This is a genomic window from Prosthecobacter sp. (genome assembly GCF_014879935.1).
Lineage (GTDB): Bacteria > Verrucomicrobiota > Verrucomicrobiia > Verrucomicrobiales > Verrucomicrobiaceae > Prosthecobacter.
The window spans coordinates 57,941-82,518 of record NZ_JACSRD010000146.1 but is presented as its reverse complement, the minus strand read 5'-3'; the positions used below and the strand labels follow the sequence as shown (position 1 = coordinate 82,518).

Genomic DNA, 24,578 nt, shown 5'->3' with positions numbered 1-24,578 from the left:
GCTGACGTGGGAAAATAAGAGGTGCATTCGCTCTGCCAGCGTGGCAGTATCCCGTCATGTTGTTGCTCTTGCCTCGCATTTCATCTGAGGAAGCCGCTTCCGAGCTCGCCACGATTCGGAGGGCAGGAGACCAGTTGCGCGCGCATCCCGAGCAGCATGCTAATTATCTGAGAAAGCTTGGCATCTACGGGAGTGCAAAAATCAGGAAAGGCACGGACAAGCACGCATTGATGAAAAAGAACGCAAAGTGACTCAATGATGCCGCATGGCCTGATTCTTGGATTTCATGGCTGTGAGCTTGAGACAGCCCGGCGACTTGCTCTTGGAGAGGCGGCATTGGAACCCAGCCGGAACGGCTATGACTGGCTGGGTGAAGGTCGCTATCTTTGGGTGAACGACTTGCAGCGAGGCGTCGAATGGGGCCGCGAACGCCGTCCTCGGTTGAAATCTCCTGCCGTGGTGGGGGTCATCGTCGATCTGGGCCGGTGCCTGAACTTGAGCCAGCGCGAGTCTGTGGAAGCTGTCGCGGCAGCCTACCAGGACTTGAAAGAGACCTATGCATCCCAAGGCCGGCTGGAAGAGTTTCCGAAGAATCAAGGGAAGCGACGTGCGCTCGATCATCGGGTCATGGAACACCTCCACTATCTCCGTGAGATCGACGGAAAGCCACCCTACGACACCGTGATCGGCTACTTCGCCGAAGGAGAGCCGATTTATGAAGGCGGCGACTTGCGCCATCAAAACCACCTGCAGGTATGCGTGCGCAATCCGGAATGTGTCCTCGGATGTTTCCTTCCCACTCAGATCAAATGACGTCCCCGCCCACCAGCCTTTGCGTTTGACCCGCGAAGTTTTGAGCGTCAAAGATCGCGCCCCCGGCGTTCTTGGCAGCGCCTGTTCGAAACCCAAACACACGCAAACTCATGGAAACCGCCCCCCTCACATCTGTCGGCGCGATCGTGCCCGACTTTGAAATGGAAACCTACGAGCCCACGCACGGCGACTTCGGCAAGGTGTCGCTCGCCGACATCAAGAAGGCCGGCAAGTGGACGATCCTCGTGTTCTACCCTGCCGACTTCACCTTCGTCTGCCCCACGGAGCTGGCCGATCTGGCCGACCAGCAGGACAAGCTCGCCGAACTCGGAGCGCATGTGATCGCCGTCTCGACCGACACCAAGTTCGCGCACATGGTCTGGCGCAACACGGAAGGCCTGCTCAAGAACGTGAAGTACACCCTCGCCGCCGATCCGACCGGCACGGTGAGCCGTCTCTTCGGCGTGTATGACAGCGGCACCGGCCTCGCGCTGCGCGGCACCTTCATCATCAATCCGGAAGGCAAGCTGGTCTCCTCCGAGGTGAACTTCTACAATGTCGGCCGCGATGCCTCCGAACTCGTGCGCAAGATGGAAGCCAACGTCCATCTCATGGCGAACCCGAGCGAGGCCTGCCCGGCGAAGTGGACGCCCGGCGCGAAGACGCTGAAGCCCGGCAAGGACATCGTCGGCAACGTCGCCTCCGTGCTCGGCAATTAATTCACCGCTTCCAAGTCGCTCCCTCCGGCCTTGCGTGACTTTGCGTCCGCAAGGCCGGTTTTTTTGGTGCAATCCGGCGTGACGGGCTCGTTTGAAGAACGCATGAAACCAGCCGCCCTTTTTGCCGCCATCATCCTGTCTGTCGTTTACGCGCACGCGGACATCACCATCGGCAAGTTCGACATGGCGTCGATCCGCGACACCTCGACGCTGGAGCCAAAGGTCATCATGGACTGGCACGCGAACCCGAAAGACGCGTCGATCCGGCAAAAACTCGTCGAGATCACCGTCTGCGAATGGTGGCCCGGCATGAAGGTGCGGCTGCCGGTGACGCTGCTCGCGCCCGTGACTGGTGTCTGCACGAATGTGCTCGTCGAAAACACCGGATTGCAGCCCAAACCGGCCGCCGCGACCGGCGCGAAGCTGCGTTTGCTCAAGGAGCACGGCGTCGGCCTCGTCTTCATCGGCATGGTGCCGATTGATGCGATGGAACCGATCGGAAAACTCCACCTCATGATGGAGGAGCATTTCATTCAGACGAAGGACACACGCTACACGCCCGCATGGATCTGGGGCATCAGCGACATGCGCGCGCTGACCACCGCCATCGCAGAGAAGGACGTGTTTCAGCCGAAGAATGTGCTCGCCACCGGCGGATCGAAGCGCGGCGTCGCCACCGCGGCCGCTGGCATCGCGGATGATCGTTTCACCGCCATCATGCCCGTCGTCGCGCCCGTGATTGAAAGTCCAGGCGGCCCGTACGTGGAAGGCATGATGCCGCCGGAGATCACGCAGATGAACGACGCCTTCATCGCCGCCATGACCGATCCCGTGGGCAAGGAGAAGCTGCTCATTCGTCAAAAGGCACGCTCCGATGAGCGCATCACCGTGAAGATGGCCCGCGATGCCGGCTGGAGCGATGCAGAGATGAAAACCGCCTGCAACGCCGCGTGGGAAGCCTGCCGCACCACGAATTACCTCGACGTACTCAAGCAGCGCGGCACCGAGATCTTCTACAACCAAGGCTCGAACGACAACGTCAGTCCCGGACTCGTCGAACTCGGCCGCCGCTTCCCGCAGCTGCCCGTTTACATCGTGCCCGGAGGCCAACACGGCGGCGCGAAGGAGGCCGGCTTTGTCAAATCCGTCGGCGGACTGCCTGAGGTCGATGAAAACCTCTACGCCTTCGCCACGCATCACTTCTTCGGCACGCGCCGCATGATCGCACCGCCGAAGGTGACCACGCAGTGGAACAAGGAGACGCATCGTCTCGCGGTGACCGTCACCTTTCCCGATGGCACCGAACCACAGGCGAACGCGCTCTGGTGGTCCGTGAACCGCCATCCCGACTACAGCATCCAGATGGAGTTCGACACGTGGTCTTCCACGCCGATGCAGCGAACCAGCAGCGCGACCTACAGCGGCGAAACCACTGTCGCAGGCGATGTGAAGACGCTGAATGTCATCACCGTGCATGCGCAGACCGAAAACGGCTCCACGCTCACCGTCTCCAGTCCCGAACTCCGTCTCGAATAGCATGAACCGTCGTCACTTCATCGCCCTGACCACCACCGCGGCCGCCAGCGCACACGCGGCCACTCCTTCCGCCATGCACATCGCCACCAACACCTATCCGTGGGGCACTTTTGCCAAACGCGACGGCCAGAGCTTCAAACTCCACAGCGATGAAGCACTCGCCGCCATCGCTTCGAGCGGCATCACCGGTTACGAGCCCGCTGTCGGCTCGCCGGACGAGTTCAATGGCCTCGGTGCGCGACTGAAGGCCCACGGCCTCGAAATGCGTTCGCTCTACGTCGGCAGTTTGCTGCACGACGAGGCGCAGGTGGCCGCCAATCTCTCCACCATCCTCGCCATCGTCCGCCAAGCGGCCGAGATCGGCTGCAAGATCATCGTCACCAACCCCTCGCCCATCAAATGGGGCGGCGCGGAGAACAAAACCGACGCGCAACTCATCACGCAGGCCCACGCGCTCGATCAACTCGGCGGCGAACTGCGCAAGCTCGGCATCACGCTCGCCTATCACAATCACGACATCGAGCTGCGCCACGGCGCGCGCGAGTTTCACCACATGCTCACCGCCACGAATCCCGAGCACGTGAAGTTCTGCCTCGACGCCCATTGGGTCTTTCGCGGCTGCGGCGACTCGCAAGTGGCACTGTTTGACACGCTGGAGCACTACGGCACTCGAATCGCCGAGCTGCACCTACGCCAGTCCACGGGCGGCGTGTGGACGGAAGTCTTCACCGGCCAGGGCGACATCGACTACACCCGACTCGCTACGTGGCTGAAGCAGCACAGCCTCAAACCGCACCTCGTCCTCGAACAAGCCGTCGAAAACGGCACACCCCACACGATGGACGCCGTGAAGGCGCATCAGCAAAGTGCGGAGCACGTGCGCGAGGTGTTTGCGAGCCTGTGAGCCTCAGCGCATCGCGCCGACGGCCGGTTTCGGAGTCGTGAGTCCACCGAGCTGGTTGCGAAACTCATACACGTCGCTGCGGTAGAGCGTCTCTTCGTGCCAGAGCACTTTCCCATCGGCCAGATGGCCGGTGGCGACGACTTGGAGGCACGCAACACCTTCACGGAGGCCAAGATGTGTCGCCTGGACCTTGTTTGCATTCACCGCACGGATCACCTCGCTGGCTCCAGCAATGCTTAGGCCGCACTTCTGCGTCCAGAACGCATACAGCGAGCCCTTGGCCTCAGTTTTCGTCAATCGCGGGCAAAGCGACGCCGCCACATGCCTGCGCTCAAAAATGACCGGCTGGCCATCGGCGAGGCGCACACGCTCCAGCAGCCACAGCGGCTCATCAGGCTTCAGATGCATCGCCGCAGCCATTTCAGGAGCAGAAACCTGTTCAAGCGTCACCACTTTCGTTCCCGGCTCCTTTCCGGCAGCGAGCGCCTTGTCCGTGAAGCTAACGAGACGCTGCAGATCGTAGTCCAGCACGCTCTCGCGCACGAAGGTGCCTGCACCTTGACGAATATCCAGCAATCCGGCCGAAACGAGGCAGCTGAGGGCCTTGTTCGCGGTCGGGCGGCTGGTTTTGAAGCGCTCGGCGATCTCCCGCTCAGTCAGGAAACGCGCCCCGGGCGCGAACTGGCGGCCGCGCAGCAGTTTGCGCAGTTTTTCGATGAGCTGCTGGTGAAAGGAGGCGCGAACGGCCATGCGCGGCGATCTTGGAGCCAATTCCGGCTTTGACAAGTGGCTTAGCCAATTTAGAAACTGGCTAAGCCAATCCAGACACCATGAAATACAGCTACTCCGACCTCGCCAAGATGATCGACCACAGCCTCCTGCATCCCACGATGACGGACGCGGACCTCAAAGCCGGCTGCGAGCTGGCCGCAAAGTATCAGGTGGCCTCGGTCTGCATCAAACCCTACGCCGTGAAGCAGGCCGTCGAGTGGCTGCGCGGCTCCGGCGTGCTGGTCGGCTGCGTGATCGGCTTCCCCCATGGCAACAGCACCACCGAGTCGAAGCGCTACGAGACCGAACTCGCCTGCAAGGACGGCGCCAACGAGATCGACATGGTCATCAACATCGGCAAGGCCATGGGTGGCGACTGGGGCTACGTCGAAGCGGATGTGAAAGCCGTCTGCGATGAGGCGCACGAGCATGGCGCGAAGGTGAAGGTGATCTTTGAGAACGACTACCTCACCAATGGTGGCGCTGGCCTCAGCAGCGATGACTTCAAACGCAAGCTGTGCGAAATCTGCGAGCGCGCCGGGGCCGATTGGGTGAAGACGAGCACCGGCTACGGCTTCGTGAAGCAGCCCGATGGCAGCTACAATTACAAAGGAGCCACTGAGCACGACCTCGCGCTCATGCGGGCAAGCTGCTCGCCCAAAGTGCAGGTGAAAGCCGCCGGTGGCGTGCGTGATCTCGACGGCCTCATCAAGGTGCGCGATCTCGGTGGCACCCGCTGCGGTGCCACGGCCACCGCAGCGATGATGGATGATTATCGCAAGCGCGAGGCTGCCGGTGAAAGCGGCGAGTCGTCCGGCAAGATCGGCACCGGCGGCTATTGAGGCCCGATGGCACCACCACCCTCATGCGCCTGCACCCAGCGGACCGCGTGGTGAATCAGATCCGGATTCGTCTGGATGTTCAGCTTCTCGCGGATGCGTCCGCGATGCACATCGACCGTCTTCGAGCTGATTCCCAGCATGTGGGCGATCTCCTTCGCCGTTTTGCCACGGCCGATGAGCTCGAAGACCTCAAACTCGCGTGCGCTCAGTTCTTTGAGCCCGTCCGGCCGGTCGGATTCGGCGGTGGCGGGCTGCGTGAGGATTTGAAGCAGGCGCTGGGCGAGGTTTCCGCTGACATAGATGCGTCCGGCAGCGACTTCGCGGACGGCGGCGACGAGCAGCTCGGGCGCCTTGCTCTTCATCAGGTAGCCTTTGGCACCGGCGCGGAGGCAACGCTCGGCGTAGATGTCCTCCTCGTGCATGGAGAGGACGAGGATCTTCACCTCCGGCCGGCGTTCGTGCAGGATGTGGATGAGCTCCAGGCCGCTCTTGTCCGGCAGCGTGAGATCGGTCAGGACGACATCCGGCTGCAGTTCTTCCTCAAGACGGATGGCGGTGGCGGAGTCGGGCGCCTCACCGCAGACCTGGATGTCGGCCGCGGAGTGCAGGCTCAAGGCCACGCCCTGCCGCAGAAACGGGTGGTCATCCACGAGCAGGACACGAATGCAGTTGGATTGGCGGGGATTCATGACGGCATCCGGGAACCACGTGCCCGGGACGCGGTTCACGACGCCTCCACCGGCACACGGCACTCGAGCTCTGTGCCGCCTGAGGGCCGGTTCCGCAAGCGCAAGCTGCCATTCAGCGCGGCAGCACGATAACGCATGAAACGCAGGCCGCGGCCGGACGATTCTCCGCACGGATGGCAGCCGCGGCCGTTGTCAGTGATGCACAGCACCACATCACCGCCATCACGCGTGAGGCGGATGTCCATGCGGCTGGCCTGCGCATGGCGCAGCACGTTGTTGAGCGCCTCCTGCGTGATGTAATAGAGCTGCGTGCCCACATCGCGGTCCACATCGGCGAAGTGACCGCTGGAAACGATGCCGCAGGGCATTTTGCAAAGGTCCTCCGTGGTGCGGGCGAGCCGCCGCAGCGCCCGCACGAGGTCATCCCCCTCCTCCATCACCGGACCGAGGCCGTGGGCGATGTGACGCGCGTGATCGAGGGTCTCCTCGATCATGTGGCCGATCTTCCGCGTCGTGCCGGCCTCGGCGGATCCGGCTTCCGCGAGCCGCCGGGCGAGGGCCACGACGGCGAAATGCACCGCGCTGATCTCCTGGCAGAGGCTGTCGTGCAGATCCTGCGCGATGTGACGCCGCTCATCCACGGCCACGCGCATGAGTTCCGCCTCCAGATTGCGACGGCGGGTGATGTCACGGATGAAGGCGGTGAAGTGATCCAGCCGCGGGCTGACACCGATGGCCACCTCGATGGGAATGAGCGAGCCGCTGGCATGGCGGAGCAAAGACTGGCGCGGCTCGGTGGAACGGATGTCAGGCGAGCTACGTTTGGCCTCCTCAAAAAACTCGCTGAAGTCCTCCACATCGGAGGCTGGCAGGAAGGCGCTGAGCGACTGGCCGAGGATGCGTTCCGGCGCCAGGCCGAAGAGGCGACGGGCCGGTGGATTGGCATTGATGATGCAGCCGGAGGCGTCGAGGACGAGCACCGTGTCAGGCGCACCCTGCACGGTGGCCTGCAGGGCCTCGATGGTCTGGTGCAGCTCGTGCGTGCGCTTGTCCACCTTCGCCTCCAGCTCCGCTGTGAGGCGGCGGAGGCTCATTTCGGCCTCACGTTGACGCGACACATCGACTGTCAGCGACACATAGCCGATGACACGGCCGGCGCCGTCATGCTGCGGTGTGTAATGGACGTTCACCTGGCGTGCCGGGCCATGGCGATAGACAAACAACGCTTCAAAACTCACCTCACGGCCCGCCAGCACCGCCTCCACATGCGGTCTGACGACCTCATGCACCGCCTCACCCGCCACCTCTTCGAAACGGCGGCCCACGAGGCTTTGCGGATCCAGCCCGAACCAGACACGAAAGGCCGGATTGCAGTAGCGGTAGCGGCGCTCCGCATCCAGCACGGCGACGAGCGCCGGAAGGGCGCTGGCGGCTTCGAGTTCAGCGGACGAAAGCCTGACGTGCGAGGCGGGCTCCATCCTCCGCGCCCCCGGTCTCGCGGGTTTCTTTGAGGACGGTTTCATGACCGCCTGCGATGTGTGAGTCTGAAGCATGGGAAGCCGGGAACCCGGACGGGGCAGACAGTGGCGAGACACGCCCGCGCGCACAATCAGCCAACCCTGTTTAAGGGATACGCCAATGGCCTATCACGGTGGCGGATGGCGTAGGCGGCGATGCGCCAGAGGCCGGAACACGTTGCAGGTTCGCCGCATGGATTTTGGAGAGGTGGGTTCGCTAGTCTCGGGGGCATCACAACGCCTCCCCGCACAACGGGGATACAAACCACCAGGAACCATGATGACGCCGACCATCCACACCCAGCCTTCGCAGCTTCGCATCCACCACGCCGTTTGCTTGCTGCTCATACTCACCGGAATGAGCGTCACACGATCAAGCGCCGCCACGTTCTATTGGGATGCCGATGCCACGGCGGCCGGCAATGCCACCGACGGCACGGGACTCGGTGGCTCCGGCACCTGGGACGTGGTGTCACCGCAGTGGTGGGATGGCGTGTCTGCAAACACTGCCTGGCCAGATTCAGTGAACGACACCGCCGTTTTTTCCGGCACCGCCGGGAACGTCGTTCTCGCAGGAGCGTTGAACGCGGGATCACTCGTGTTTCAAAGCAGCGGCTACCTGCTCAGCGGCGGCACGCTGACGCTCGGCGGCAGCGCCACGATCGATGTGACCGGCCTGAACTTCGCACGCATCGACTCCACCCTCGCAGGGACGTCGGGCTTGCTCAAAACCGGCAATGGCACGCTGAACCTCGGCACGTCGAACAGCTACAGCGGCGACACCACCATCAACGCCGGTGTGGTGGAGGTGTACAAGGATCAAAGCCTCGGCACCGGCGGCGGTGACATCATCCTCGATGGCGGGACGCTGCGGGCGCTGGGAAACAACTTCTACTCCACACGCGACATCACGGTGGGCGATGGCGGCGGCACGCTGGATGTGACCCGCTCCGCCTCCACCTTCGGCTCCATGCGGCTCGGCGGCACGATCAGCGGCTCCACGACACTGACCAAGACGGGCTTCGGCGAACTGCGACTGGATGGCGACAGCTCGGGATTCACCGGCGCGTTCATCGTGGACAGCGGCGTGGTGCAGTTGCGGCCTGAAACCGACCGCGGACAGGTGAACAACGTCCCCATTCTCAACGCCAGCAGCTACACGGTGCGCTCCGGCGGTGACCTGCAGCTCCGTTACGACTCGCTCGGCTCGACGCCTTCGTATTCGATCATCAATGAGGCCGCGCCGCTGCATCTGGAGGGCGGGCGTCTCTACTTCGCCTCCAACAACGGCGCAGGCAACGGCGTGTGGCAGCAGAACTTCAGCTCCCTCAACCTCGACCGCGGCACCTCGCGCATCTACATCAACCGCACCAGCAGCAGCGCCGACACGGTGCTCTACTTCGGCGATCTGCTGCGGTCGCCGGATGCGACGATCAGCTTTGACTGGACGACTTCCACCGGAACGCTGGGCAGCCCCGGTCACAATCCACGCATCCTCTTCGGGAATCTGCCCGAACCGGTGAACGACGGCATCCTCGGCGGCTGGGCGCTGGTGAACCTGGTCAACTTCGCGAACTACGACGCTGAATTCGGCGTGAGGGTGGCGGATTATACCTCCACCGACATCACCACCGCCGGTCCCACGGACAACGTGGACCTCGATCTGGCCGGGACGACCACCACCATCGGCAACACGACGCTCAACGCGCTCAAACTGACTGTCACGGCGAACAATTCGACCATCGAGCAGCTCGACGGCACCACGCTGACCATCGACACCGGCGGTTTGCTGACGCTGGGCAACTACACGAAGTACATCCAGCCTGAGAGCGGCGGCAACGCGACCATCACGGCCAACGGCGGCGCGTTGTATGTGCACAACGCGCAATCGAACCTCTATCTCAACTCCGTCATCGTGGATGGCGACATGCCCACCGCGCTGGTGAAGACGCAGAGCGGCAGCCTGGTGCTCTACAGCACCGCGAACAACACCTACTCCGGCGGCACTTACATCAACGGCGCTGGAAACGTCTATACCGGCTTCAACAGCAACCAGACCTACTTCGGCTCCGGCCCGGTTTTCGTGACACGCGGCATCCTCATCCTGCGGCGCATGGGTGCCACATCCTCGACGCAGGGCTTCTCCGCGTTTGAAGGCGGCAGCATCTACCTCGACAGCTCGGCTGTGGCCTTCGACACGCCGGGCGATCGTTTCACCATCGACGGGAACAGCTCCATCGGCGGCGTGTCCGCGACCGGCGGCGGCCTGAACAGCCTCACTTACGTGGCTGGAGCGGTCAGCGCCGGTGGCGAGGTGCATCTGGAGCCCGGTGCGACCATTCTGCACGGGAACAACTCGACGGACATGGGTGTCGGCAGTCGCACCATTCAGAACCTGCCCAACGACATGCAGTTCTACTTTGGCGATGCGGCGACACAGAACGACAACTCCGGCGTCACCATCGGCATCGGAACCCCGTGGAAGGGCATCGGCACGGACCGCAACACGCGCGCCTGGGAGCTGGGCACGATCACGGTGAACGGATTCGACTTTGAGCTGCACGGCATGCTGGCCCCCAATCAAAACGGTGAGGGACAAAGCGCCTACACGCTGCAACTCGGCAACAACACCGCCGGAGTCACCAATGGCAACGGCCCGGTCATCATCGGCTCGGCACCCGGAGCGCTGCGGGCGCATGTGACCGGTGGAATCGTGCGGCTCGAGGACGATTTGTCCGTCTTTGGCGACACCACCAACGGCAGCCCCCTCACCTTCCTGGTGGAGCCGGGCGGAACGCTGGAAGTCTCCCAGGCCAACGCGATGGGCAGTGGCAACGGCATCGCCAGCATCGAAGTGCTCGATGGCGGCACCTTGCAGCAGTTTTACAGCAGCACGGTGAGCACCGCCAATACCGCGCGCACGCTGGCGGCGGCTGACGCGTTCAACGGTGCGGTCACCGTGCGGTCACGCGGTCGCTTCCTGGCCCAGGACTTGAATGGATTGACCGGAACCGGCACGCTCACGTTTGAAGAGCGCTCGATCATCCAGATCTCCAACGCGACGGGCTGGACTGGTTCGCAGGTGCTGCCATCGAACGGGCTGATCAGCGGACAAAATCTCGCGGTCGTGAAGATCTACGCGGACAATTTCGGCACGGCGGCGGAACCCACCCTCACCACCTACTTTGACGGCACAGGCATCTACGAATGGGGAACCAACGCCAATGCGGCAAATCCGAGCGTCGCAGGCACGCCCATCCTCTCCCTCGACGGCGGCCTGGTCATCAACGACGCGTATGACCGCAATCTCGACGCCACCTCACGTGGTTTCATCGAATTGAAGCCCGGAGGCGCTGGCGGCACCTTCGCGGCCTCCACCGGCCATTACTTCAACATCCTGGAAGACGTGGAGCTTCACGGACTGACGCTCACCATCGGTTACGCCGACGTGGTCGATGGCGATCCGGGCCTGGGCGATCTGCGGCTGGCAAAAGTGACCTCCGACAGCGCCGGTGGCATGCTGCATGTCATCGACGGCGCTCAATTGCTCATCGGCGCCACCAACGCCATCGACGACAGCATCTCCATCACGCTCGAAGCCGGAGCCTGGCTCGATGTGGACAACAGCGACACCATTCTGCAGCTCATCGGCAATGGCGCGACCAGCCGTGTGCTGGGTGACAACACGCTGACCGTCGTGCAGACCGGAGACTACGACTTCAATGCGAGCATGGGCGACACTGCCAGCCTCAATCAGGCAGGCGGCGGCATCCTGACCCTGGCGCAGGATGCGGACGGCACCGGCACCCTGACAGCCAGCAGCGGCACCATCCGCGTCGGCACCGGCGTCTCCATCGGCACGGGTTACACGCTGAATCCGGTCACCGGCGGCACCGTCGATCTCAATGGACAGACGGTGGACGCGGCCTCGGTCATCGGGGACTCCACCGGCACCGTGAACCTCAACGGCGGAGTGCTGCAGTTCTCCAACACCTCCACGGTCACGATCGACTCCAACATGGCGGTGATCAACGGGCCGGGCACGATCCGCACCGTGGGCACTGGCAGCGTGCGCTTCAACGGCGATCCCACACGGATCAACAACGTCAGCACCATCGACATCCTCAACGGCGAGTTCCGCGTGGATGGCATCGCAGGCACGCCGGACTCGCACATCATCAGCGCCTCCACCATCAATCTCGGCGATGGTTTGGTCACCACCGGCGGCACCGGCTTCCGCGTGTTTCCTCGCCTGTTCCTCGTGAACACCGAATCGACCCAGACGGCCACGCTGAACATCAACGGCGGCTGGCTGGTCAGCGACCTCGGCACTCTCGTGACCGTCGGCACCGGTCAGGAAATCTGGAGCGGCGACATCAACTTCACCGGAGCGGCCGAGACGAACCTGATCGACGTAAACGACGTCAGCACCAGCAACCGTACCCAGCCTGAGGAGCACGTGATCTCCGGCACGCTGGGTGGCACGGGCGGATTCAGCAAGGTGAACGTCGGCGCATTGATCCTGACCGCGAACAATCCCATTTCCGGCGACATTTACGTTCAACGTGCAGGTCCTGGCACGCAGTCCGTGAATTCACAGGGCGGACTCGTGCTCACCGGGGCCAACGGAGCGCTCTCCGCCGCGAATGCGCTCGTGCTGAGCCGTGATGGCAGCCTGTATCTCGACAATTCGACTGATGTCCTGGATCAAAGCACGGATGGCATTGGCCGCCTCGGCAACAGCACCGACCTCCAACTGCGCGCCAACGCCCGCCTGCGCCTGATCGGCAACAGCAGCACTGCGGTAAGCGAAACTCTCGGAGCCCTGCTTCAGGAAACCGGCTCCGGAAAGGTGAATTTCGACCTGGATGACAGCACACCGCAGCTGACGACCCTGACATTCGCCAGTTACACCCGTCAGGCCGGCGCCATCACGCAGTTCCAGGTCATCGACAACATCGCCGGTGCTCTCGGCACCACCGCACGCCTCCTTTTCGCCGACGGCGGGGCCAGCGCGGTGCAATATGGCAGCGGCACTGGAAACGGCACCACCACGCGTTCCATCGTCCTCGGTGCCTTCGGCGGGGTGAACAACATCGCCGACCAGTTCATGACCTTCGACAGCAGTTCTCCCAACGAATTGCGGCCGCTGGACTTCAACACCGAGCATCTGCTCAGCTCCGCGCTGCCGGTCAAAGGCCTCGTCGATGGCGACTACACCGTGCTCTACGGCGTGGACCAGAATTTCATGCTCAACTACAACGTGGACCGTGCTGGCGATCCCGATGGCGACGTGAACTGGTTCGGCGACAATCCCAACCGCATCACGGTCAACGTGGCGATGAATTCCCTGCGTTTCGGCACCAACACGCCGACCTCGACGGTGAACAGCAACAACACCAACGAGCTGGGCTCCGTGCTCGTGCTGAATGCCGATGTGACCTTGTATCTGGGCGACTCCTCGGGCGCGACGAATGGCATCGGCATCGACACACACGGCTCGGGCATGATCCTGTTCGGCCGTGACATCTCCGGCACCAGTCCGGGCAGCAACCAGTACATCGCCGGCGGGGTGCTGGATTTCGGCACGCGTGAGGCCCTGCTGGTGAATGAGAGCGGCAACAGCGCCCTGATCCGCTCCACGATCGCCGGCAGCGGCGGTCTGACGAAGGCCGGCGTGCAGACGATCTACCTCGACAACAGCAACACCTACACCGGCATCACAACGATCGCCGAGGGGATCCTCGACATCCGCGACCAGCATGCGCTGGGGGATTCACCGCTCGTCAGGATCGAAGGCTCCGGCCAGCTCTACCTCGAACTGGGCACCAACGTGGTCGATTCCGCCTCCGGTGGCGCCCCGCCGGACCTCTTTGTCGGCATCAACGACGCCTCGCGCACGATCCTCTACAGCAACAACGCCAACAACACCTGGGGCGGCGACATCATCATCGACAACGTGGACAACACCGGAAACTGGGTCTTCACCTCGTACATCGGCACGAACGCCCTCGCCACTCTGAACCTGAATGGCGACATCTATGGCAACGAGCTAGCCAATCCGATCAACACCGACACCTCGCTGAACGACGCGCGTCTCATCGCCACCAACGGCATCAATTCGGCCGGTGGCGTGATCAACATCAACGGCCAGGTGCATGACAACGCGAACGGCGCCATCGCCACGCCGGTCACCAGCGACAACGAGAACCAGCTCCTGCGCTTCTTCATCCGCGGCAGCGACCAGGCCGTGGTCAATGCACGGCAGCAGTGGGATGCCGCGGGCCTGATCTTCGTCGAAAACGGCATCCTGCGCTACGAAGGTGAGGGCAACTTCTGGACACCGCAGGCGGCGGCGAACATGAACGCCGCGAACGGCCAGAGCGGCCTCCGCATCGGCGGCAACAGCAACCTGTGGAACGCCGCAGTCATCCTGACAAAGCCGGGACAGGCGCTGAACATCAGCCGCATCGACATCGGCGGTGATGGCACGAACGATTACAACCAGCTCGGCAATGACATGCTGGCCGGCACGAACAGCTCCGGCACGGTGACCTTTGGCGACGGCACGGACCGTGTCGTGTTCAATGGATCGAATGCCGCGAACGCGTTTGTGCGCGATCTCACCGTCTATCAGGCCGGCGGCGGCACGATGGAGCTGAATTTCCGCCTGGACGACACCGATTCGGACTCCCACACCTCGTTCACCAAGATCGGACGCGGCGTCGTGAACTTCAACGGCCAGAACGACGTGAACGGAGCCGCCCAGAATGGCGATGTCGAGCAGCTCAACATGTCCGGAGGCCTGCTGCGCCTCACCAACTACGGAAACGCCACCGGCCGGCGCTTTGACACCGGTGCGATGATCACCCTGGCTGGCGGCGGCATCGAAATGGATGGCGCCAGCTCGATCCAGGACGAAACCGCGAACTACACCGGCGCGGCGGTCGTGGCGAATGCCGCCTTTCCTGCCGCGCAGACGCTCATCGCCCCCGGCGGCACGGATGTCATCGTCACCTCCAAGGCTGGCCGCACCACCACGATGAACATCGGCTCGGCCACCATCGCCCTGAACCGCATGTCCGGCGGCACGGTGAACTTCGTCGAAAACGGCAACGGCGGCGTCTCGGTGCTGAGCCTGCTGGGCACCGGTGCTCCTGCGGATGGCACCGCCATCGCCTGGGCGACTTATGGCGACAGCTACAGCTACAACGCCGCCTCAGCCACCTACACACTGAACGCGCTGGACTTTGCCATGACCACGACCGGCGATCTCACCGCCTTCTCCGGTGCCTCACGCGAGAACAACGACACCGCCGCGACATGGACCAATGGCAACGACATCAGCGAGCTGCTCGGCTTTACGGGAACAACCGGTGCGGGCGCGGTCGTCAACACGCTCCACTTTGACGCGGATGCCGCAGGCACCATCACCGTGGATGCGGGCGGATTGGAGATCACCAGCGGCGGCATCATGGTCAGCTCGCTCGTTTTGAACGCCGCATCGGCCAAAACCATCACGGGCGGTGCTCTCAGCGCCGGCGCGGACGCGGATTTGATCGTGCATCAGCATGGTGGCAGCACCCTGACCATCGCCTCGGCCATCGCTGACCATGCAGGCAGCAGCGCGGGCAATGCACTGGTCAAAACCGGTTCCGGCGAGCTCGTTCTCTCGGGTATCAACACCTACACCGGCCGCACCTTCCTGAACGGCGGCACCTTGAGCATCTCCGCAGATGCCAATCTCGGCACGGCCTCCGGTTCGCCCGTGGCGGACGGCATTCACATCAACGGCGGCACGCTCCAGACCACGGCGGACATGTCGCTGGATGCGAATCGCGGCATCATGCTGGGCGGCAATGGCGGGGAGATCAACGTGGCCGCCGGAACCACGCTGACTTACGGCGGCGTGATCGTCTCCGAGGCCAATGTGATCGTCGGTTATGCCGCGAATCCCGCCGTGGGCCGCATCGACAAGACCGGCGACGGCACCTTGATCCTTCGCGGCGTCAACAACAGCTACAACGGCCTCACCGACGTGATCGCCGGCACCCTGAAATGGGAGCCGCTGGCCCAGGCGGCTGCCACCGTGACGCCGTTCGGCTCCAACAGCGCCTTTCTCGACGGCACCACCGTCCACAGCGGCGCGACGCTCGCGTTGCATCCAGGCACGGTGGCGAACAACTCGAACCAGAACTTTGTCTTCCAGGAGTGGTTCACCTTCCAGGGCGGCAGCATCCTGGACCTGGCACCGGAGAACACCACGGAGAACCCGCATGACTTCAACACCTACTTCCGCGGCATCATGCAGTTCGACAGCCTCGGCAACCCCGGAACACTCGATGGAACCCAGACGGCCGCGACTCTGGCCGGCACCACGGTCATCTACAACCGCGACACCGTCTATTTCAACGACGCCGGCGGCTACATCACCGGCGACGGCGGCATCACGAAGGCCGGGGCCGGCTACATGGGCATCCGCGAGAGCAATCCGGAATGGACCGGCCAGTTGATCATCAGCGAGGGCGCGGTGGACGTCTTCAGCGCGGGCAATCCGCTCGGCGTGGGCACGCTGCCGATCATCCTCGGCCACAATCTCGAAGCGGAGCTGGCAGGCGAGTTCGTCACCGGCAACACCGCCGTGCAGTTGCTCTTCCGCGATGAAGGCGGCTACCGTGATGTCTCGAACATCACGCAGGACATCATCGTGCGCCATGACGCCGGCGCGGGCACGCAGCTCAAGCGCATCGGCGCACGCTACCTGGCCCACGCTGACGTGGTGAACTACAACGGCGACCTCACGCTCCATGACAACGTCGAATTCTTCTACCAGGACGACGTGCGTGACAGCAACAGCACCACCGCCTCGAACATTCGCAACGACACGCGCTCCGTCGGTGCTCCGACCAATGCCGAGACGGTGTTCATCAACTTCAACGGCGTCATCACCGGCACCGGCAACATCTCCACCAACGTCCCGCAGGGCGGCAATGCCAACTCGGCCAACGGCAGCATCACCGGCGCGATGGATGACTTTGTGATCAACGCCATCTTCGGCCTCAATGGCGACAACCGCTCCTGGACCGGCGATCTCCTCATCACCAACAACAGCAACACCAACGGCGCTGACGATGTGGACCGCATCGCCATCCTCCGCCTCGGCAATGTGTATGCGCTGAACGACAACCTGGTGAAATTCGCCTCCCAGGGCCACCTGCAGCTCGCGGGCATCAACAAGACCTTCACGCAGAACTTTCTGTTCGTCGGCGCCACCGGCCTGGCGCCCACGGCGAAGATCGAAAACGCCGCGTTCACCGATGTGACAGTCACTTTTGACTCCGGCACGCAGTCCGGCGTGAACTTCCAGGACATTGGCGTCGGCATGGCGGACGGACTCACCTTTGGCGGCACCTTGTACAATCAGGGACTGCTCAACGTCGTCAAAACCGGCGCTGGCGAGACCGTCTTCGGTGCCAGCACGGGCGGTGGCGAGACCTTCGACACGTTCAGCAACTACCACGGCACGACGCTTGTCCAGCAAGGCACCCTCTACGCGGGTTCGAACAACCCGTTCTCCCCTTATTCCCGCTTCATCGTCGCTGACGGGGCGAAACTGAGCCCTTTCTGGGACAATGCGGGCACCGGCTTCAATGTGACCATCGGATCGCTCTCCGGCGGCAGTGGCGCCACGGTGAACATCGAGAACTCGATCTTCAATCTGGGCGGCGATGACACCGACGACGCCGACTTCGCCGGCATCATCACCACGACCGATGCCTTTGGCGATCCTGGCGCCGGTGCCGGCGGTGTCTTCAAGATCGGCTCCGGCTCGCAACGTCTGTCCGGTGCCAACACCTTCGTCACGCCGAACATCGGCGTCCTCCAGGGCACCCTGATCGGCGGCAGCAACACCGCGTTTGGTGATGCCTTCAATGTGATCAACCTCGGCGGCATTCCCTTCGTCTCCATCAACCCCGTCGATGGCCGCGTGGAACTGCTGCTGGATGGCACGGCCGACGCCGTGGTCAATCCCGTGGTGATGAACAACTTCGACGGCAACGACGAGGGCATCACCGTCATCGGCACTCGTGCCACCTCGGGCACCTACGGCTTCGCCACGGGCGGCACGGTTTCGCTCTATCAGGACATCGCCACGAATGTGTTCCTCCAGGCGGAAGGGGACTCGGTCTTCCGCTTTGGTGACATGATCATGGACATCGGTTTCGGCAGTTTGCCGCTGATCAAGATCGGCGCGGGCACCGTGGAGCTGCACGTGGCCAACACCTATGGCTCCGGAGGCTCCTGGGCGGCGGGTCCGGGCATCGACGGCGGCACGATCGTGCGTCATGGCACGCTCAGCCTCTTTGATTCAGGTGCCCTCTCCACCACCATCGTGGAACTGGGCGACACACGCCGCGAGCTCGGCACGGATGCCTATTTGGCCACCACACGGTCTCTGATCACTGCGGCGGCGGGCGGCAGCTTCAATGAAGCGAGCAATGGTGCTGGCGGTGCCGGCAACGGGGCCTTCTTGAACGTGTCCACCATCGTGGACGGTGTCGTCATCACCACCGCCGACATCGGCAGGCGCATCCTCGTCATGTCCGAGGGGAACAACCCCGAGCGCAATGGCGTTTACGAGATCGTCAGCCTCGATCCCACCGGCACGCACATGAACCTCGTGCGCGCGGCCGATTTCGATGAGACCACGGAAATGCTCTACGGCACCAGCATCCTCGTCACACACGGTGCCACGCACGCTGGCGGCCGTTTCTTTGTGGCCACGACGGACGTCACCACCGTCAATGGCGACGGCACGGATCCTGTTTACTGGCTGGCCGATGATGCCGGCCCGGATGTCGGCCTCATCGCCGCCGTCCCGGATCTCTACATCAGCACCGACATCGACATCAACGACACCAACGGCAGCGGAGCCACCTACATCGGCGGCACCTTCACCAGCGGCACCACCGAGTTCGCAGGAGCGATCACCCTGCAGCACCTCACGCTTCCGGGCGTGGACAACATCCGCGAGCTGACCCTGATCTCGTCCTCCAACGACGCGGGCGGCGGTGTGCTCATCTCCGGCCCCATCACCACCGCAGACCCCGGCGACACGCTCAACATTCGCAAGGAAGGCCCCGGAACGGTGACACTCGACAATCCAAACACCACTTACACCGGCAAGACGACCATCGCCGAAGGCACACTCGCCCTCGCTGGCGACACGGACATCTCCTCCACGAGCTGGATCGAGGTCGCGGCGGCCGGCACGCTCGATTTCTCCGCCTCCAACGCTGGCGACTTCACCTTCAACGGCCCCGTCAGTGGTGCCGGCACCGTGGCCACGGGCTCTGGAACATTCATCATCGGCACGAGTGGCTCCCCCGGCTTCCTCAGCCCCGGCATGTCCTCCGACCCTGCCTCCGTCGCCACTGCGGGCGATGCAATCGGCACCTTCACCGTGAACGGCAATCTCGAACTGGCAGGTGATGCGACGGGAGTCACCCGACTCACCCTCCAGATGGGTGCCACCAACGGTGCTGACTACAACGACTCCGCCAATTTCCTCCTCCACCTCGGGACCGGCGATTTCGACACCTGGATCACCACCCAGGGCGACGCCTACGACACGCAGACGGGCGGCAATCACGACCGCGTCGTCGTGACCGGCTCCTTCACCATGAACAGCGGTGGCATCATCAGCTTCACCAATGACAATGGCGCTGATTACCAGCCGGTCTTTGGTGATGTCTTCAATCTGCTCGACTGGTCCAGCGTGAACCCCAACGGCTTCAGCACCGGCGGCATGGGACGGGGTGATGGCCTCGTGGGCGACCTCGGGCTGCCGGACCTGAGCCTGCCGGATCTGCTCTATGACACCAGCCTGTTCTTCAGCCATGGCATTGTCGTCGTGGTGCCGGAACCGGGCCGGGCCACGCTGGTCCTTTTCGGCCTGATCGCCCTCCTGCGTCGCCGTCGTCGGTGATCGTCCGAGATTGTCGGATCGTGCCCCCGGCTTGTCATGTTGGCCTCTCCCCGGTTCAACTGGCGAAATCTGCCTTCGTCGTTCGTTTATTCCGCGATGAAGCCCCCCTTCCTTCTTTTTCTGCTCGCCAGCACCGCCACTGCCCTCGATTTCAATCGGGACGTGCGTCCGGTGCTCGCGCAGCAGTGCTTCACCTGCCACGGCATGGATGACAAGGCCCGCAAAGGCAAGCTGCGCCTTGATTTGCAGGCCTCCGCCCACGGCGCGGGCAAATCCGGCGAGATCGCCATCATTCCCGGCAAACCGGGCGCCAGCGAGGTCGTGAAACGCATCCTCTCCACCGACGAGGACGAGATCATGCCGCCGCCGCACACGAAGAAGGTGCTCTCCGACAAGGAGAAGAGCATCCTGAAGCAATGGATTGCCGAAGGGGCCAAGTATGAGGCGCATTGGGCCTACTCACCGCCACAGCCTTCGAAGGACCCGAAGGCCAGCATCGATCATTTCATTCGTGAGCGTCTCGAAAAAGAAGGTCTCAAACCTTCCCCCGAAGCCGACCCCTACACCCTCGTCCGCCGCCTCTATCTCGACCTCACGGGCCTCCCCCCCACACCCGCCGAAGCCGACGCCTTCGTCCAAAGTCAATCCGGTCAATCCGGTCAAGCCTACGAAAAGCTCGTCGATACCCTCCTCGCCTCCAAACCATACGGCGAACGCTGGGCGCGTCGCTGGCTGGATCTCGCACGCTACGCCGACACGAATGGGTTTGAGAAAGATCGGCCGCGTCAGATCTGGCCTTACCGTGACTGGGTGGTGAAGGCGCTGAATGACGACATGCCCTTCGACCAGTTCAGCATCAAGCAGCTCGCCGGAGACATGCTCCCAAATGCCACGGCGGAGGACATCATCGCGACCGGCTTTCATCGAAACACGATGCTGAACGAGGAAGGCGGCATCGATCCGAATGAATACCGCTTTTACGCCATGGTCGATCGCGTCGGCGTCACTGGTACGGCGTGGATGGGCCTCACGCTGAACTGCTGCCAGTGCCACACGCACAAATACGATCCCATCCTGCACACCGACTACTACAGCGTCATGGCGCTGCTCAACAACGCCGACGAGCCGACCTACCACATCCCGACGCCCGACATCGAAGCGCAGCAAAAAGCCCACGCGGAGCGCATCGCAAAGCTGGAGGCCGATTTGCCGAAAAGGTTCCCCGGAGGCGAGGCGGCGATGCAGAGCCGTTTTGCCGGCTGGATCGAAGGCGAGTCGAAACGGGCCTCGAACTGGCAAATCATCCGCCCCACGGCCATGAAGACCACCATGCCACATCTCGAGCAGCAGCCCGACGGCTTCATCCTCGGCAGTGGCGACATCTCGAAGAGCGATGTCTATGATTTGAGCTTCAAAGCGCCGATCAAAGGCGTCACCGCCATCAAACTTGAGGTCGCCAGCCATCCCAGCCTGCCGAACGACGGCCCCGGACTCACTTACTACGAAGGCCCCATCGGCGGATTCTTCCTCAGCGAGCTGCAGGCCTTCCAAAACGGACAGCGCGTGAAGATCACGAACGCCGAGGCCACCAACGAAGAAGAGGAAGACAAGATCAACGATGCCGCCGCCGCTGCGAAGCCGACGAAGAAAGCCGCACGCAAAGCCGCCGCGAAAAAGACCAACAACGCCATGGCCACGCTCGACGCCGAGATGAGCAGCGGCTGGCAGGTGCTCGGCGGTTACGGTCAAAGCCACGCCGCGGTGTTTCATTTCGAGAAGCCGGTCGATCTCACGAATGGCTTCGATTTGAAAATGCTCTTCGAGAAGCACTTCGCCTGCCCGCTTGGTCATTTCCGCCTCTCCGTGACCACTAGCGATCACGCTGAGGCCACCGGGCATCCGTTGGAAGTCGAGAATGCACTCGCGGAGCAGAAGTCAGAAGTCAGAGGTCAGAAGTCAGAAGTGCTGATGCGTTTTCTCGAAACTGCTCCCGAGATGAAGCAAGCTGCCGCGCCTTTGCTTGCTGCGCGTCGTCAGATGCCGCGTGGACAGGCCACGCTGGCATTGAAGGAGCGTCCGGCGTCGAATCCGCGTCCCACGAATCGCTACCATCGCGGCGAATACCTCCAGCCGAAGGAAATCGTGCCACCTGCTGTGCCCGCCTTCCTGCCCTCGCTGCCGAAGAACGCGCCTGCCAACCGACTCACCTTCGCGAAGTGGCTTTTCAGCCCCGAAAACCCGCTCACCGCCCGTGTCACCGTGAACCGCCAGTGGCAGGCCTTTTTTGGACGCGGCCTTGTTAAGAGCTTGGAGGACTTTGGTTATCAAAGCGAGGCGCCGAGCCATCCTGAGCTGCTCGACTGGCTCGCCGTGGAGTTTGTGAAGCAAGGCTGGAGCCTCAAAAAGCTGCACAAGCTCATCGTGATGTCGCAGACGTATAAGCAGGCCAGCCGTAGAACGAGTTTTCCAACTCGTTCAGAAAACAGCGAGTTGGAAAACTCGCTCTACGTCATCGCCCCACGCTTCCGCCTCGATGCCGAAATCATCCGCGATTCCGCGCTCAAAGCCGCCGGCGTGCTCTCACTCAAAATGGGCGGCCCGGGCGTGTATCCGCCGCAGCCAGCCAGCGTCACCACCGAGGGCACTTACGGCAAAGTGGAATGGAAGACCAGCGAGGGCGAGGACCGCTACCGTCGCAGCCTCTACACCTTCACGAAGCGCACCGCCCCCTTCGCCATGGCCACCACCTTCGACGCGCCCACCGGCGAGGCCTGTCTTGCCCGTCGCGATGTCTCCAACAGCCCGCTGCAAGCCCTCACGCTACTCAACGACCAGATGTTCATGGAAGCCGCCCAAGCCATGGCCAAAGCCGTCATCGCCGAATCCCCCGACGACGACTCCCGCCTCACCAACACCTTTCGCCGCTGCCTCACCCGCCCGCCCGCCGCCGATGAGCTGACCATGCTCAAAACCTTCCTCGCCAAACAACGCGCCAACAAACTCGACGGCGAAGCGCTGTGGACGTCGGTGTGCCGTGCGGTGTTGAATCTCGATGAGGCGATCACTCACCCGTAACTGCCATGGAGACTGACATCATAGATGAAGTGGGAATTGATGAGGAGGGGAAGCTCTACTTGTGCCCACGATCACAGTCCTTTCCGATGATTTATCGGGAGGCAGCTGATGTGCATTGGAATCCCAAACTGAGAAGGCTTCATTCACCAGTGCCCAGAGAGTGGACATATCCCGAATGGTTTAGCCATATCATGACCATTGCAGGCTCGTTGCGTCTCGGGCCCGAAACAAGATGGTCTAACGTATCGACTGAACGGCGCGAATCGATGGAGCACTGGTTCAAATCAACATTTCAAACCCCATGAACACCCCCAACATCACCCGCAGACACTTCTTCCAGGATTGCGCCGTCGGCACGGGCAAGATCGCGCTGGCTTCGTTGCTGGCGGAATCGGCTTATGGAGCGGCGAAGAGCCCGAATGTGGCCGCGTCGTCGCATTTTCAGCCGAAGGCGAAGGCGGTCATCCACATGTTCATGGCCGGCGCGCCGTCGCAGCTCGAGATGTTCGATCACAAGCCGATGCTGACGAAGTATGAAGGCAAGCCGCTGCCGCCTTCGGTGATCGGCGGGCAGCGTTATGCCTTCATCCGGCCGGACGCGGCGGTGTTGGGGCCGCGCTTCAAGTTCGCGAAGCATGGGCAGTGCGGCGCGGAGCTTTCCGAGGTGCTGCCGCATCTGGCGACCATCGTGGACGACATCGCCATCGTGAAGTCCTGCCGCACGACACAGTTCAACCACGCTCCGGCGCAGATTTACATGAACACGGGCTTTTCGCAGCCCGGCAGGCCCAGCATGGGCTCGTGGATCACTTACGGCCTCGGCGCGGAGACGCGGGATCTGCCGAGCTTTGTCGTGATGAGCACCGGCAGCGGCATCAGCGGCGGCGCGGCGTGCTGGAGCAGCGGTTTCCTGCCGAGCGTGTATTCCGGCACGCGCTTCCGCAACACCGGCGATCCCATTTTGAATGTGAGCACGCCGGAAGGCATCACACCCGGCACGCAGAAGGATACCATCGAGCTCATCAACTCGCTCAATCACCGCCGACTGAAGCTCGATGGCGATGGCGAGACGGCCACACGCATCGCGAACTACGAGATGGCCTATCGCCTGCAAACCTCCGCGCCAGAGCTGATGGACCTCACGAAGGAAGACGAGGCCACGCTGAAAATGTATGGCTGCGATCCGAAGGTGCCGTCCTTTGCCCGCGCCTGCCTGCTCGCACGTCGCATGGTCGAGCGCGGCGTGCGCTTCATCAACATCTACAACGAAGGCTGGGACGCGCACAGCAACGTGGAAGGCAACGTGCGCAACAACTGCAAGAACACCGACCAGGCCAGCGCCGCGCTCGTCAAAGACCTCAAGCAACGCGGTCTGCTCGACAGCACGCTTGTCGTGTGGGGCGGCGAATTTGGCCGCACGCCGATGGTCGAGGCCAGCGTGTCGCTCGGCCGCAGCATGGGCCGCGATCACCATCCGCAGGCCTTCACCATGTGGATGGCCGGCGGCGGCATCAAAGGCGGCGTCACGATGGGCGCGACCGACGAAATGGGCTTCAACATCATCGAAGACGAAGTCCACGTGGCCGACATCCACGCCACGATCCTGCATCAGCTCGGCATGGACCACGAAAGGCTGTCCTTCCGTGCCGCTGGCCTCGACTTCAAACTCACCGGCGTGGAGCCGTGCAAGGTGATCAGGCAGATCGTGGGATGAGAGAACTGC

General features: G+C 62.8%; 12 protein-coding genes. 9 read left to right on the top strand and 3 right to left on the bottom strand.

Going from position 1 to position 24,578, the window contains the following annotated elements; translation table 11 throughout:
• Window positions 1-56 precede the first annotated feature (56 nt).
• The 5 genes from IAE77_RS13595 to IAE77_RS13575 all read left to right on the top strand — a co-directional run bounded on the left by IAE77_RS13595 (window position 57) and on the right by IAE77_RS13575 (window position 3,972).
• Window positions 57-251: a hypothetical protein gene (locus IAE77_RS13595; protein ID WP_294227368.1), complete on the top strand. Its 195-nt coding sequence runs from the start codon at window positions 57-59 to the stop codon at window positions 249-251.
• 4 nt (window positions 252-255) lie between these two features.
• Entirely contained in the window at window positions 256-813 is a 558-nt protein-coding gene (locus IAE77_RS13590; RefSeq protein WP_294227365.1) for a hypothetical protein, read from the top strand.
• A gap of 110 nt (window positions 814-923) precedes the next feature.
• A complete protein-coding gene (locus IAE77_RS13585; protein WP_294227363.1) occupies window positions 924-1,532 on the top strand; it encodes a redoxin domain-containing protein in 609 nt (202 codons plus the stop codon).
• A gap of 102 nt (window positions 1,533-1,634) precedes the next feature.
• Window positions 1,635-3,068, top strand: a complete 1,434-nt coding sequence (locus IAE77_RS13580) for a PhoPQ-activated protein PqaA family protein (protein ID WP_294227361.1) — start codon at window positions 1,635-1,637, stop codon at window positions 3,066-3,068.
• Between the two features lies 1 nt (window position 3,069).
• Complete coding sequence (locus tag IAE77_RS13575) at window positions 3,070-3,972, top strand: sugar phosphate isomerase/epimerase (protein ID WP_294227358.1); 903 nt, start codon at window positions 3,070-3,072, stop codon at window positions 3,970-3,972.
• A 3-nt stretch (window positions 3,973-3,975) separates the two neighbouring features.
• Here the strand turns inward: IAE77_RS13575 and IAE77_RS13570 are convergent, their stop codons facing one another.
• Window positions 3,976-4,722, bottom strand: a complete 747-nt coding sequence (locus tag IAE77_RS13570) for a GntR family transcriptional regulator (RefSeq protein WP_294227356.1) — start codon at window positions 4,720-4,722, stop codon at window positions 3,976-3,978.
• An 80-nt stretch (window positions 4,723-4,802) separates the two neighbouring features.
• On the opposite strand from IAE77_RS13570, the gene deoC reads away from it, so the two are divergent.
• Window positions 4,803-5,585, top strand: coding sequence for a deoxyribose-phosphate aldolase (gene deoC, locus IAE77_RS13565; protein ID WP_294227355.1), 783 nt, complete (start codon window positions 4,803-4,805; stop codon window positions 5,583-5,585).
• Here the strand turns inward: deoC and IAE77_RS13560 are convergent.
• Entirely contained in the window at window positions 5,579-6,274 is a 696-nt protein-coding gene (locus IAE77_RS13560) for a response regulator transcription factor (RefSeq protein WP_294227353.1), read from the bottom strand. The genes deoC and IAE77_RS13560 overlap by 7 nt on opposite strands.
• Window positions 6,275-6,309: 35 nt before the next feature.
• Window positions 6,310-7,797 (bottom strand): PAS domain-containing protein, encoded by a 1,488-nt coding sequence (locus IAE77_RS13555; RefSeq protein WP_294227351.1) that lies wholly within the window; start codon window positions 7,795-7,797, stop codon window positions 6,310-6,312.
• 271 nt (window positions 7,798-8,068) lie between these two features.
• Here IAE77_RS13555 and IAE77_RS13550 point away from each other — a divergent pair, with 271 nt between their 5' ends.
• The 3 genes from IAE77_RS13550 to IAE77_RS13540 all read left to right on the top strand — a co-directional run bounded on the left by IAE77_RS13550 (window position 8,069) and on the right by IAE77_RS13540 (window position 24,569).
• Entirely contained in the window at window positions 8,069-19,780 is an 11,712-nt protein-coding gene (locus IAE77_RS13550; RefSeq protein ID WP_294227349.1) for an autotransporter-associated beta strand repeat-containing protein, read from the top strand.
• Window positions 19,781-19,816: 36 nt separating this feature from the next.
• Window positions 19,817-22,855 (top strand): PSD1 and planctomycete cytochrome C domain-containing protein, encoded by a 3,039-nt coding sequence (locus IAE77_RS13545; protein ID WP_294227347.1) that lies wholly within the window; start codon window positions 19,817-19,819, stop codon window positions 22,853-22,855.
• A 301-nt stretch (window positions 22,856-23,156) separates the two neighbouring features.
• The gene (locus tag IAE77_RS13540) at window positions 23,157-24,569 is read left to right on the top strand and encodes a DUF1501 domain-containing protein (RefSeq protein WP_294227346.1); all 1,413 of its coding nucleotides are present in this window, start codon (window positions 23,157-23,159) and stop codon (window positions 24,567-24,569) included.
• The last annotated feature ends 9 nt before the right edge of the window (window positions 24,570-24,578 follow it).